Raw genomic sequence first — 13,559 nt, 5'->3', positions numbered from 1 at the left:
CGCGGCGCCATAGGGCGCCGCGCGGTTTTTTTGTGTCCGGGAGTTGCCAAACGGGGGAAAAGGTGCTATGCTATATGCGCTAAAAAAATAACGATAGTAAGGAGTGCCGGACAGATGCATTACAGCTTTATCATGCTCAAGCCCGACGCGCTGGAGCGCGGGCTTGTGGAGGAGATCATGGATTACCTGCGGCGCGGCGGGGTGGATATCGAGCGGCTCGGCTGCACCAAGGCGGGCGAGGAGCTGCTCTCCAAGCACTATGCGCAGGTCTTTGCCGAGCTGGGGCCCGACTTCAAACGCAAGATGCTCGACTATTTCAACGACAAATACGTGCTGCCGATGGTCGTGCGCGGCGAAAGCCCCGACCTCGTGGCCGACATCCGCAGGATCGTCGGCGCGACCAACCCCGCCAACGCGGACAAAGGCACCATCCGGGGCGATTTGGGGTGCGACTCCTACGAGAAATGCGGCCGCGAAAACCGCAGCTGCCAGAACCTCATCCACGCGAGCGACAGCGCGGAGAACGCGCGGATCGAAACCGCGCTCTGGTTCGGCGGAGAGGTGGCGGCACGGTACTTCTGAGGCCGGGGGTCCGTCTTGATTTCGGCGGGCGAATCGACTATACTATAGGCGGGGAAACCGACCAAATTTTGTGAGGGACGGAGGGAGAAGATGAAAAACTACGTCATCACGATCGCCAGGCAGTACGGCAGCGGAGGCAAGACGATCGGCAGGATGCTCGCCAGGGAGCTGGGCATCGGCTACCATGACAAGGAGCTGCTCGTCCGCGCGTCGGTCGAAAGCGGCATCAGCGCCGAGCTCTTTGCGCAGGTGGATGAGAAGATCAAAAAGAAACCGCTGATCAAGCCCGGAAAGCCGCTCTATACCGGGGAGGTGCTCCCGCCGGAGAGTCCCGACTTCACCTCTGTGCAGAACCTCCTGAACTATCAGGCCAAGGTCATCCGCGACCTCGCGCAGAAGGAGAGCTGCGTCATCGTCGGGCGCTGCGCGGACTTCATCCTGCGCGACCTGGACAATGTCCTGCGCATCTATGTGCACGCGCCGATCGACTACTGCATCGAAAAGACGATCGAGCTCCACCCCGATTTTGACGCGGAGGAGGCGCGGCGCTTCATCCAGCGCACCGACAAGGGCCGCAGCGATTATTACCGCTGCTTCACCGGGAACGACTGGAAGAACGCCGACAATTACGATCTGTGCATCAACAGCGCGGTTCTCGGCTGGGACAAGTGCGTCGCGCTCGTAAAATCCTATCTCGACATCAAGCTCTCCTGACGAACAGGCGGATCGGGCAGGATGCGGCCATTCGGCCGCATCCTGTTTTTATTTACATTGAGTTCACAAATTGGGAAAATATATCCTAAAAAATGGAAGTAAAGTTACGGATTGGTTACAGATTTTGCGAAAAAGATTACAATTTGGTTACAAAATCCGTTGACTTTTTCCACCCGTCCGGGATATAATAAGGAAAAGAAGCCTGAAAAAGCATTTTTCGGAAAGGAAGCCCAACATGAAACGTCTGCTCTGCCTGCTGCTGGCCCTGCTGGCTGCGCTGGCCACCGGGACCGCGTCCGCCGGCGCCGCGTCGTCCGGCAACGGTTCGGTCGCGGTACAACTCAATCGCGGCGGCGAGGCGGAGCTTGTCGACGGAGATGGGATCGCGGTCGCATCGAGCGGGCCCGCCAGCTGCGACGCGGGCAATTACACCTTCGAAGTGGCCCCCGGCCAGACGGTCTACCTCTGCCTGGGCGAAAGCGGCTCGGCGGATACGACCGCGCTGTGGGACGTTTCCGCGGAGGCGATGGGCGCGGCCGCGACGGCCGACGAGCTCGCGGACAGCGGGCTGTTCCGCCTCAAGGCGGACAAGAGCGGCCCGGGCGGCAGCCTGCTGAAGATCAAGCAGTACGGCGAGAAATCGCTGGGGGACGGCCCGCGCAGCTCCTGGTTGCGGATCGAGATCGCGGAGAGCGAGGCGGTCGAGGAGCAGAAGGCGGTGGCCGACCTCACCTTTTCCGCGCGAAAGGACGGAGACCGCTACGGCACGGGCGACTATGCGCTGCTGCGCCTCACCCTGTGGATCGCGAGCGAGGAGGCGTCGGGAGGCGACGCCGATTTGGAAGCGGGGGAGGGGGTCGTTTACCGCCCCGTCTCGAACGACAAAAATACCGCCGAGTGGGAGGGGATCGCCTCGGTGAGCTTTTCCGCGAGCAACGACGCGGACAAGTTTTACGCGAAGCTCTCCACCCGGATCGACCCCGATATTTACGGGCTTTACGGCGACCCGGCCGAAGCGGACCTCTATTTTCGAGACTTCACCGGCGCGCTCGCGGCCGACTCCACCTCCCGCGCCACGCTGATCCTCTATAACCCGTGGGAGGACGAGGACTACCAGCCCGATCCCGCCGGGTGCCATATCTACCAGTTGGAGGCGGACGGAACCCTCAGCGACATCACCGGCATCTTCACCTATCTCGACTATGACGAGGACGGCAACGAGATCAACGGCTGGCGCACCCGCACCCGGACCCTCGGCTGTTATATCATCTCCGACGTTGCGCTGGACGTTTCGGTGGTCCCCGACCCGCCGCCCGAAGCGCCCGAGATCAGCGTGAACGCGAACCGGAAGGCCATCCCGAACACCGGCCTGGGGGAACTTTCGAGAACGTTCCCCCAGGAACCCCCTCAAAGCTTTTGATGCAGACGGAGTGCGGCAGGCTGCCTGATGCGCCGCGCGTGCCGGAAGAGAAGCAAAAAATAAAAAGGAAGGGATGACGCGCCGTCATGCCTTCCTTTATTTGCTGCGGGGATATGGGGCACGCCTGTCTGTAAGGCCCATCAAATAATCCACGCTTGTCCCATAATAGGAGGCAAGCGCTTCCATAACGGACAGGGGCGGCTCAACCTCGCCGATTTCATACCGCGAATAAGTTTGCTGTGTACAATGCAGATACTCCGCAAGTTCTTTTTGCAGCTTATGATGTTCATCGCGGATATCGTATAATCTCAACCGCATCACATCACCCCTGCCTTTATTATATGTACACAGAATCTGTGTATTGACGCATACACGGAAACTGTGTATGATAAAGGGAAAGGAGGCGTGGGAATGGCTTCAATGACACTCTTGACCATCGGGATCGGCTTTACAATCATTTTGCTTGGCATTGTTATAAAGCCGCCTTCCGCAAGGGTGCGCGGACGATGATGGAATTGTGACCAAAGGGAACTTTTTCAAAAGTTCCCTTTGGAATCCTTCAAAACGTTTGGCGCAGGCGGGGCGCGGCGGCTTTCCGCACACGCCGCCCGTGTTTCGCCCCGGCCCCTCCATAACCCTGTCTCACGGGCCGCGGATGCGGGGCGGGCGGCGGCTCGCCTGATCAAAGTCTTTGGGCGCTTTCTTCAGAAAGCGCAAAACGGACGCCCGGCTTTGTGCCGGGCGGTTCGCTTTCCCGTTCTTCTGCACGAAATCTTGCAAAGACGGTTATCGTGTGGTACACTGGTGGCACGGAGGGGCGACAGAAAAACAGGCCCCGGAATCCGTGACAGCGAGGGAGGACTGGACGATGAAAAAGATGTTGGCAGTGCTGATGGCGGCGGTGCTCGCGGGGAGCTTCGCGGGCGTGTGCGCGCTGGCGTACAGCATCACGACGGATACCCATCTCACCGGGGAGGCCTACGACGCGGACGGCGATTCGGTCGTGGGCGACTACAATTTTGCCTTTGGCGACAAGGTGTCGGCCGACTTTGTGCCCGCGGGCAAAAAAATTTACATCGAAATCGGCGACGGCACGAATTTTCTCAATGACGGCGACACGACGCACAATGTTTCGGCGGACGAGCTGGCCGACAGCGGCGAGTTCAATTTCCGCCTTGACCGCGACAAAAACGGCAGCCTGCTCGATTCCGTCAAGCTGGTGACCAAGAACCTCGACGGCAGCGGACGGAAAAATTATATTGAGATCAAGCTCAAGGAAACGACCAGGACGGAGGAGCGCAAGGTCACCTTCGACGTCTATTTCAAGGCGCGCCACGCGGACGACGGCGACCGCTGGGAGAGCGGCGACATTGCGAACACGCGGTTTGAGCTGTGGGTGGACAACCCCGTGGAGGACGGCGACTACGCCGACATCGAAGCGGGACAGAACGTCGTCTTCAACCCGATCTCCAACGAACGCAACACGATTTCCTGGGGCGCGGACGACGACGTGGCCTGCCTCGAATTTGAGGCCGACGACGATTCGCGCAAATTTTACGCGAAGCTGTCCACGAAGATCGACCGCGACATCTACGAGGAGTACGGCGACCCGGTCAACGCGGAGCTCTTTTTCCGCACCTTTGTGGGGAGCCCGTCGATCGACTCGACCTCCCGCGCGACGCTGACCCTCTACAATCCGTGGAACGACTGCTACGACTGGTACGGCTCCCGTTACCGCGACGTGCGCCCGCGCGACGTGCACATCTACCTGGTCGACAGCGACGGCTACCTCGAGGATCTGACCGACCGGATGACCTACGCGGACGAGGACGACACCGAGGCGGGCATCGACGGGTGGAAAATCCGCGTGCGCTCGCTCGGCACCTATGTGATCTCCGACCGCGACCTCGAGCTCGACTGGGGCGGGATCGAAGAGGCCCCCCCGATCGAGAAGACGGAGGAGACCCCTCCCCCCGCGCCCAAGCCGGGACCCGCGCCCGCGCCGACCGGTTCCCACGACGCCGTCGGCGTTTCGGTCATGCTCGCGGCGGCTTCCGCGACGGCGTTCGCGCTTACGAGAAAACGCAGATAAGGATTCGCGCGCGTACGCGTATGAAAGAAAGACTGTAACAGCGCCGGCGGCCGGAATCGGCCGCCGGCGATTTTGTCCAGCCGCGTGGGCAAAGGCATTTGCGTTTTCGGTTTTCGGGAACCAAACGGCATTGCGCATTCGATTTTCCGCGTTTGCACGCGGCAAATTTTGCCGCATCTCCATTTTCGCGGCGGATATGCGCGACGGTTGCATGGGATTGACAGAATTCCTGCATTTGCGTTTCCATTTTGCATAACTAATATCTAGAAATTGCTGAAAAAATCAAAAAATGAAATTATTATATGCGATTTGATGTGCAATATGCACGATAATTATTACAATTTGGTAACAAAAACCTCTTGAAAAGTGCTTGATTCTCGGATATACTCAGTCTCGTTCCAAGCGGCTCGGATGTGCTGAGCCGGAGGATCGAAACTATTTTTCAGGAGGAACCCAATACCATGAAAAAAGTGCTTGCTATGATGCTTGCAGCCGCTACGACTCTGTCGATCGGCGTGACCGCTCTGGCTGATGACATCACCACCCTGGAGGATCCCACGAGCTCTTCGTCTTCCGAAGAATCCTCGTCCGAGTCCTCTTCCGAGGAAAGCTCCTCTGAGGCTTCTTCTTCCGAAGTGTCCTCTTCCGAGGCTTCCTCTTCCGAGACTTCCTCTGATGCGACTTCTTCCGATGTCGTGACCGACGTTGACTTCAAGGATGCGACCGGCATTGCGATCGGCGCCGACGAAGACGGCGTTGTCCTGGGCGACGATATCCTCGAGCCCGGCACCGAGTACAAGTTCCCGGTTTCCATGATCGTTGACGGCAAGTCTGTCAAGATCACCGACGAAAACATCAAGGATTTCAAGTTCCGCTACTCCAAGGTTTCCACCAAGGGTATGAGCCGCTTCGAGATCGAGGAGCACAAGGGCCAGTACTACCTGTACGTTGAGTCCCGCGACACCATGACCACCAAGCCTGTCGATGTCAAGTACAACGTCAAGCTGACCCCGAAGTCCACCACCCTGCCGGTCTTCAGCCAGGAAGTCAAATTCCAGTACGGCTATGAGGAAATGGGCGGCGACTACATCGACAGCCTCGACAAGGGCGACACTGTCGAAATCGACAACAGCAACCCGGTCATCACCGCTTCCCAGTTCAACAAGATCGCGAAGATCAACGACTACAAGAACGTCACCCTCGCGGGCAACGGCTGGGAGTTCACCGTCAACGTGAGCGATGAGTCCACCAAGAACCTGACCCACTCCAACGCGGGTATCAAGGAAGTTCTCTCGAAGTTCCCGGATCAGGATTTCAAATTCTTCACCTTCGGCGCCAAGCCGACCTTCTCCGGCACCGGTAAGCTCTCTCTCGACGTTGACGACATTGTCGACGACTTCGACAAGATGTACACCTACCGCTATGCGGATGGCAAGCTCTACCGCATCAACGCGACCTTCGACGCGGATGAGAACACCCTCTCCTTCCGCACCAACAAGCTGGACAACTTCCTCGTCACCAACGAGCTCATCAAGGATGGCACCGTCGTGACCGAGGTCGACAACGACAACTCCTCCAGCTCCGACAAGGAAGAGAACACCGACAAGAACAACCCGACCACCGGTGCCAACGACATGATCAATGTCGCTGTCATGGCTGCGATCGCCTCCCTGGCGGCTGCCGGCACCATGGTCACCAAGAAGCTCTCCAAGTAATTTTACAAAGAGGCTGATTAGAGCGGACGGGGACGGGCGTATGCCCGTCCCCGTTTGTTTTGTTTTCCTCGGACTTTACAAATCCGTCCGGATGATGTATAATAAATACCGCAAACAGAATAAGCCACGTAACGGGGGGCTGGCGTCAAGCCGGCTGAGATAGCGCGTATTGCCGCGCTGACCCGAAAACCTGATCTGGGTAATGCCAGCGTAGGAAGAGCGTTTCTCCTTTTACGCCGCAGGGATTATCTGTGGCGTTTTTGTTTGGAAAAAACAAGTGGAAAGGGGAAACCACCATGAAGCCAACCACCCGCAAACTGACCCACAGCGCCCTGATGCTGGCGCTCGCGCTGCTGCTTTCGATGATCAAGTTCTACCACTTCCCGAACGGCGGCTCGATCACCGCCGCGAGCATGGCCCCGATTATCATCATTTCGCTCATGTACGATACCCGGTGGGCGCTCTTCACCTCCTTCGCCTATTCGCTGCTCCAGATGCTCGAGGGCTTCTATCCGCCGCCGGTCCAGTCCTTCGGCATGTTCGTCGCCCTCATCCTGCTCGACTATGTGGTCGCCTTCGGCATCCTCGGCCTCGCGGGCCCCGTCGCCCGCCGCTTTCAAAAGAAGCCCCTCGGCGCGGCGGTCGGCTCGATCGTCGTTGTCTTCTGCCGCTTCTTTTGCAGCTTCCTCTCCGGCATCATCGTCTGGGGAAGCTACGCCCCCGAGGGTACCCCCGTGTGGATCTATTCCCTCACCGTCAACGGCCCCATCATGATCGGCGAGATGATCACCACCTCCGTCGTCGTCGCCCTCCTCGTCAAATTTATCGACTTCCAGAAGCTGGCCGGCAAAAGCTCGGCGGCTGCCTGAGAAGGACGGAAAAAAGGATCCCCCGGCGTCAGCCGGGGGATCCTTTTTGCGCTTTCGCGGGAGGACGGAAAAGCCAAACGCCCGGCGTCAAGCCGGGCGTTCGTTTTTGCGCTTTCTGAAGAAAGCGCCCAAAGACTTTAATCAGGCCGGCCGCGCGTCCTCCCCGCATTCGCGGCCCGTGAGACGGGGCCGTGGCGGGGCCAAAACACGAACGAAACGTCTTGAGAGATTCCAAGGAAAGCTGTCACAGGTCGCCTGAACCAAACGTTTTGAGGGTTTCCAAAGGGAACTTTTTCAAAAGTTCCCTTTGGCTACCGCTTCTTCAGAATTTTCTGCGCGTTGGCGAGCATCTGGCGGAAATTGAGGGCGAGCAGGAGGGCGCAGAGGAGGGCCTCGGGCAGGATCCAGCCGGTCTCAAGGTTGAGGAGCACCCACGTCTGGCCGAGAAGGATGGCGAGGTTGAGCAGCAGCTTGAAGGGGCTCCAGTGGAGCTTGATGAAGCGGCGGGTGTCGACGATGCGCACGGCAAAGACGATGAGGTAGCTGGCGAAGGTGGCGAAGGTGCCGCCGTTGATGCCGAAGCGGGGGATGAGCAGGGCGTTGAGGATGACGTTTGCGCCCGCGCCGAGCGCGGTGGTGACGAGGGTGGCGACGCTCTTCTTCTCGGTCATGTAGATGCTGCCCAGGAAGGTGACGAAACAGGAGAAGGAGGTGGCCAGCAGCAGGAAGGGGGTATACTTCCACGACTCCAGGTATTCGCCGTGCGCAAGAATGTGGATGACGAACTTGCTGAAGAGCAGCAGGCCCGAGGCGGCGGAGAAGATAAACGCCTGATAGGCAGCGAAGACGTTGCTGAAAAAGCGGGTGCGCCCGGGTCCGTCCTCGGTGAAGGCGGACATCTGCCAGGCGTCGGTGAAGATGCCGGAGAGCAGGTTGATGATCGTGGGGACCTTGTAGGCGATGGTGAGCAGGCCGTTTGCGTCCGAACCGATGTAGTATTTGATGAAATAGGTGTCGGAGGCGTTGGTGACCCACCAGAAGATATTCGCGGGGATGAGGGGGACGGCGTAGCGCAGCATCGAGCCGAGCACCGACCAGTCGCAGCCCCGGAAACGGATATACCGGCGCAGGCCCGCGATGGTGAAAAGGAAGACGGAGGAGAGGAAATCGGCGACGATGGTGGCGAGCAAGTACCCGGTGAGGCCGAGGTGGAACACCACCAGAAAGATGATGTTGAAGGTGATGACCAAAATGGTGCTGAGCACCCCGTCGAAGGCATAGAGCTTGATGAACTGCTTGGCGCGCACGAACTGGGCGCAGAGGGAGCGCATGCAGGAGGTGAGCACATAGAGGTAGACGAGCGGCGCGCCGCCCTCGAGCATCTCAACGCGGGAGAGGAGCGGATAGAAGGCGAGCAGGAGCACATACCCGGAAAAAATGGCGGCGAGCGCGCCGGTAAAGACGTCCCGCTTGTCGGTGGCGCGGTCGATGCCGAACCGGATGATGGCGTTGGACATGCCGATCGACGCGAGCGGGATGATCAGGTTGGCGGTCTGTGCGAGCAGGTTGGCGTCGCCGAGTTCTCCCGGAGCAAGCACGCGGGTATAGAAGGGAACGAGCAGAAAAACAAGCACCTTCGAGCTGAAGGTGCCGACTGCGAAGATCAGCGTGTTGGAGAGCAGCTTTTTATACTTGTCCATACCGCCGCCCCCTTTCCGTTCATTTGACCAGCCGTCAGAAAAGATTCAAAAAGCCGAGCAGCCCGTAGGACCCCACCGTCATGATGACCCCGGCGATCAGTACGCCCAGCGTGATCGAGAGCAGCGCGGGGCGCATACGCATCCCGAGCAGCGCGGCGATCGCCGCGCCCGACCACGCCCCGGTGCCCGGCAGGGGCACGGCCACGAAGAGGCAGAGCCCGATCGACTCGTAGCGGGTGACCTTGTCCGACTTTGCCATGAGCCGGTTTTCGATGCGGGTGGAAAGCCCGGAAAGCAGGCGCGTGGACTTGAGCCAGCGGAAGAGCGGCCTGCCGAAAAGCACGATAAACGGGACGGGCAGCAGGTTGCCGACGACCGAGATGACAAAGACGGTCGGCCAGTCCATTCCGAAGAGCGCGCCGAGCGGAATGGAGCCGCGCAGCTCGATGAGCGGCACCATCGACATGATAAAAAGAGCCAGCTCACGGCCCGCGCCCGACAGAAATTCAAATAGCTGTTGGGTTAGCTGCTGCATAAATCCTCCGATGCCCGGAAAAACCCGGATAAAAATACCATTGCAGAATCATATTATAATCAAATTATGTGCAAAAGACAATGGAATATTGTAAATTCGCGCGCCGCGCCGGATTTTCCGTGCAAAAAGACGAAGCCCCCGGCCGCAGGGCGGGCCGGGGGCTGGACATGCTTGCGGCAAACCGCGCGGCGGGTTCGCGAAAGGTTTTGAGGGTTTCGTGGGACTTCTTTCAGCCCTGCCCCATGGGGCGCGCGGGCAGCGGCGCGGGGCGGCGGACCTGCTGAAAGTTTTTTGGGGGGTCCGGGGGGACTGCTTTTCAGCTCTGCCGCATGGGTCGCGCGGACGGCGGCGCGGGGCGGCGGGCCTGTTAAAAGTTTTCGGGGTCCAGGGGGACTTTTTCAAAAGTCCCCCTGGGGCAGCAGCCTCTCGGCGTTCCGCCACTTGATGTCCTCGAGTTCCTCCTCGGTAAGGCCGAGGCGCTCGAGCATACCGAGCTCGTTTTCGACGGTGTTCCAGGGGCAGTCGGTGCCGAAGAGCACATGGTCGGCGCCCTTCTTGCGGATGAGGCGGAGGTACTCGTCCGGCTCGAGGTAGACGGAGCTCATCGCCGTGTCGAAATAGACGTTCGGCAGCCCGCAGAGATGGGCGGAGGCGGACTCCGCCTGGCCGAGCGCGCCCATGTGCGCGGCGACGATGGCGAGGCGCGGGAAGGCGCGCGCGACGGACGCGATCTGGTCGGCGGGCGCGAAATTCTCTTTGCTGACGGGGTCGCGCCCCGCGTGGAGCAGGAGCGGCAGCCCCGCTTTTTCGATGGCGGCGTAGATTGGGAAATACGCCTCGTCCCCGAAATAACACGCCTGATAGGCGGGGTGCAGCTTGACGCCGCAGAGGCCGGCGGCCTTGATTTCGGCGATCTCGTCGGCCGCGCCGGGGTCCTTCGGATGCACAGTGCCGAAGCAGAGCATGTTCGGGTTGCGCGCCTGCACCTCGGCGGCGAAGCGGTTGACGGTCTTCTGCTGGCCGGGTTTGGTGGCGATATGCAACACGACGGCGCGGTCCACGCCCCAGGCGGACATGGCGTCGAGCGCGCCGCGCTCGGTGCCGTCGGTGTAGTAGGGGCTGTCGTAGGCGATGTGCGAGAGGCGCGGCAGCGTTTTTGCGGCGAGCGCGTCGGGGAAGATGTGGGTGTGAAAGTCGATCAGCATGGTGTTTCCCCCTATAAATCCGGATGGTTCCGGGAATCTTAGATAAGGCAGGTTTTATTATACATCATCGCGTTACCGATGTAAAGCGCGCAAACCCCTTGACAAGTGGATAAAATCGGTATAGAATAGTAGCAGACCCACCCCCACCCCCGGGGGGTATCGAAAGGATGAAAGCCATGAAGCAAAAATTCGATGTGACGGGCATGACCTGTTCCGCCTGCTCGGCGCACGTGGAAAAGAGCGTGGCGAAGGTCCCGGGCGTCCGGTCGGTGACGGTCAACCTGCTCTCCAACAATATGGCGGTCGACTACGACGAGACGGCCTCGAGCGACGCCGCCGTCATCCATGCGGTCGAGGAGGCCGGCTACGGAGCCTCGGTGCACGCGGGCGCGGCTTCATCCCGCCCGCAGGCGAAGGCGGCGCCCGCCGCCGACCCGATGGCGGCCGAGATCGCCAACATGAAGCGGCGGCTGATCGTCTCCTTCGTTTTCCTGATCCCGCTTTTCTACATCTCGATGGGGCATATGATGGGCCTGCCGCTGCCCCATTTCCTGCACGGGACGGCAAACGCGCTCGTCTTCGCGTTCACCCAGCTGCTGCTGACGCTTCCGATCGCCTACGTCAACCGCAAATACTACCAGGTGGGCTTCAAGACCCTCTTCAAGGGCGCGCCCAACATGGATTCGCTGATCGCGATCGGCTCGGCGGCGGCGATGATCTACGGCGTGGTGGCGATCTACATGATCGGCTGGGGGCTCGGGCACGGCGACACCGCCCTGGTGGAGCAGTATTCGATGGACCTCTACTTCGAGTCGGCGGGCATGATATTGGCGCTCATCACGCTCGGCAAATTCCTCGAGACCCGTTCGAAGGGCAAGACGGGCGAGGCAATCACCAAGCTGATGGACCTCGCGCCCAAGACGGCGCTCGTCGAGCGGGAGGGTGTCGAAGCGGAGATCCCGGTCGAGGAGGTCGCGGTGGGCGACCTGCTGATCGTCAAGCCGGGCGCGAGCATCCCGGTCGACGGGGAGATCACCGAGGGCAGCGCCGCGGTCGACGAATCGGCGATCACCGGGGAGAGCATCCCGGTGGACAAGGGCCCGGGCGACCGGGTGATCGCAGCGACGATCAACCGCTCCGGTTACTTTAAATTCCGCGCCACCAAGGTGGGCGCGGACACCACCCTCGCGCAGATCGTCGCGCTCGTCGAGGACGCGGCCAACTCCAAGGCCCCCATCGCCAAGCTCGCCGACAAGGTGAGCGGCGTGTTCGTGCCGGTGGTCATCTGCATTGCCGTGATTGCCGCCGTGACCTGGCTGCTGCTCGGGCATACGGTGGAGTTCGCGCTCTCGATCGGCATCGCGGTGCTCGTCATCTCCTGCCCCTGCGCGCTCGGCCTCGCCACCCCGGTGGCGATCATGGTCGGCACCGGCAAGGGCGCGGAAAACGGCATCCTCATCAAATCCGCCGAGGCGCTCGAGACCGCCCACACGATCGACACCGTCGTGCTCGACAAGACGGGCACGATCACCGAGGGCAAACCGCGCGTCACCGATATCCGGACGGCGGACGGCCTCTCCGAGACGGAGCTGCTGACGATCGCCGCCTCGGTGGAAAAGCCGTCGGAGCACCCGCTCTCCACCGCGATCGTAGAAGAGGCCGCACGGCGGAACCTCTCTCTGCGCGCCGTGACGGGGTTTGAAGCGGTCGCGGGGCAGGGCGTCGCGGCCGAGGCGGGCGGCGTCCGCTACCTCGCGGGCAACCGCAAGATGATGGAGGAAAACCGCATCGAGCTCGGTGATTTCGCTGAAAAGGGCGAGACCTTGTCAGGGGAGGGCAAGACCCCCCTCTACTTTGCCGGCGAGGGCAAGGCGCTCGGCGTGGTCGCGGTGGCCGATACGGTCAAGCCGACCAGCCGCGCGGCGATCGAGGCGTTCGGACAGATGGGCGTCGACGTGGTGATGCTCACCGGCGACAACAAGCGCACCGCGGCCGCCATCCAGAAGCAGCTCGGCATCGGCCGGGTGGTGGCGGAGGTGCTCCCGCAGGACAAGGAGCGGGAGGTCGCCAAGCTGCAGGAGCAGGGCCGCAAGGTTGCGATGGTGGGCGACGGCATCAACGACGCGCCCGCCCTCACCCGCGCGGACGTGGGCATCGCGATCGGCGCGGGCACCGACGTGGCGATCGAATCGGCCGACGTGGTGCTCATGAAGAGCGACCTGCTCGACGCGGTGACGGCCATCGACCTGTCGCGCGCGGTCATCCGCAACATCAAGCAGAACCTCTTCTGGGCGTTCTTCTATAACTCGATCGGCATCCCGCTGGCGGCGGGCGTCTTCTTCTCGGTGCTCGGCTGGAAGCTCAATCCGATGTTCGGCGCGGCGGCCATGAGTTTAAGCTCGGTGTGCGTCGTCTCGAACGCCCTGCGCCTCAAGCTGTTCCAGCCGCGGAGGGCTGCGGCTTCCAATACAAATAGTAATCAGCGAGAAAAAATCAACCAAAAGGAGGAAATCATTTCCATGAAAAAGACGATGGTGATCGAAGGCATGAGCTGCGGACACTGCTCCGCGCGGGTGGAAAAGGCGCTGAACGCGCTCGACGGCGTGACGGCGAAGGTCGACCTCGAGGCCAAGACCGCCTCCATTGAGACGGAGGGCAGGGTGTCCGACGAGCAGATGAAGGCCGCCGTCACCGACGCGGGCTACGACGTCGTCTCGCTGAGCTGAT

At 60.8% G+C, this 13,559-nt stretch carries 11 protein-coding genes and 1 riboswitch; of the genes, 7 read left to right on the top strand and 4 right to left on the bottom strand.

Features of this window, described 5'->3' with window-relative positions; all coding sequences use genetic code 11:
• The first annotated feature begins 114 nt into the window (after positions 1-114).
• The 3 genes from NE609_RS02570 to NE609_RS02560 all read left to right on the top strand — a co-directional run bounded on the left by NE609_RS02570 (position 115) and on the right by NE609_RS02560 (position 2,716).
• On the top strand, positions 115-582 hold the full coding sequence (locus tag NE609_RS02570) for a nucleoside-diphosphate kinase (RefSeq protein WP_256151603.1): 468 nt from the start codon (positions 115-117) through the stop codon (positions 580-582).
• A 90-nt stretch (positions 583-672) separates the two neighbouring features.
• Positions 673-1,296, top strand: coding sequence for an AAA family ATPase (locus NE609_RS02565; protein ID WP_121586092.1), 624 nt, complete (start codon positions 673-675; stop codon positions 1,294-1,296).
• Positions 1,297-1,531: 235 nt separating this feature from the next.
• Entirely contained in the window at positions 1,532-2,716 is a 1,185-nt protein-coding gene (locus tag NE609_RS02560) for a hypothetical protein (protein ID WP_256151602.1), read from the top strand.
• A 96-nt stretch (positions 2,717-2,812) separates the two neighbouring features.
• Here NE609_RS02560 and NE609_RS02555 read toward each other — a convergent pair whose 3' ends face one another.
• Positions 2,813-3,034, bottom strand: coding sequence for a helix-turn-helix domain-containing protein (locus NE609_RS02555; protein ID WP_256151601.1), 222 nt, complete (start codon positions 3,032-3,034; stop codon positions 2,813-2,815).
• A gap of 550 nt (positions 3,035-3,584) precedes the next feature.
• On the opposite strand from NE609_RS02555, the gene NE609_RS02550 reads away from it, so the two are divergent.
• The 3 genes from NE609_RS02550 (at position 3,585) to thiT (ending at position 7,392) form a co-directional block, all read left to right on the top strand.
• Complete coding sequence (locus NE609_RS02550; RefSeq protein WP_256151600.1) at positions 3,585-4,808, top strand: hypothetical protein; 1,224 nt, start codon at positions 3,585-3,587, stop codon at positions 4,806-4,808.
• 461 nt (positions 4,809-5,269) lie between these two features.
• Complete coding sequence (locus NE609_RS02545; protein WP_121586088.1) at positions 5,270-6,523, top strand: hypothetical protein; 1,254 nt, start codon at positions 5,270-5,272, stop codon at positions 6,521-6,523.
• A 122-nt stretch (positions 6,524-6,645) separates the two neighbouring features.
• Positions 6,646-6,757, top strand: a riboswitch (TPP riboswitch).
• Positions 6,758-6,819: 62 nt separating this feature from the next.
• On the top strand, positions 6,820-7,392 hold the full coding sequence (gene thiT, locus NE609_RS02540) for an energy-coupled thiamine transporter ThiT (RefSeq protein WP_256151599.1): 573 nt from the start codon (positions 6,820-6,822) through the stop codon (positions 7,390-7,392).
• A gap of 311 nt (positions 7,393-7,703) precedes the next feature.
• Here thiT and NE609_RS02535 read toward each other — a convergent pair whose 3' ends face one another.
• The 3 genes from NE609_RS02535 to NE609_RS02525 form a co-directional block, all read right to left on the bottom strand.
• Positions 7,704-9,092, bottom strand: coding sequence for a lipopolysaccharide biosynthesis protein (locus NE609_RS02535; protein WP_256151598.1), 1,389 nt, complete (start codon positions 9,090-9,092; stop codon positions 7,704-7,706).
• Between the two features lie 34 nt (positions 9,093-9,126).
• The gene (locus NE609_RS02530; RefSeq protein ID WP_256151597.1) at positions 9,127-9,627 is read right to left on the bottom strand and encodes a small multi-drug export protein; all 501 of its coding nucleotides are present in this window, start codon (positions 9,625-9,627) and stop codon (positions 9,127-9,129) included.
• A 398-nt stretch (positions 9,628-10,025) separates the two neighbouring features.
• A complete protein-coding gene (locus NE609_RS02525) occupies positions 10,026-10,832 on the bottom strand; it encodes an amidohydrolase family protein (RefSeq protein ID WP_256151596.1) in 807 nt (268 codons plus the stop codon).
• Between the two features lie 176 nt (positions 10,833-11,008).
• Between NE609_RS02525 and NE609_RS02520 the strand changes: the two genes are divergently transcribed.
• Entirely contained in the window at positions 11,009-13,558 is a 2,550-nt protein-coding gene (locus tag NE609_RS02520; RefSeq protein ID WP_256151595.1) for a heavy metal translocating P-type ATPase, read from the top strand.
• The last annotated feature ends 1 nt before the right edge of the window (position 13,559 follow it).

Source organism: Anaerotruncus sp. DFI.9.16 (assembly GCF_024461615.1).
Lineage (GTDB): Bacteria > Bacillota > Clostridia > Oscillospirales > Ruminococcaceae > Anaerotruncus > Anaerotruncus massiliensis.
The sequence above is the reverse complement of the archived record's forward strand: the minus strand, read 5'-3'. Positions and strand labels throughout refer to the sequence as shown.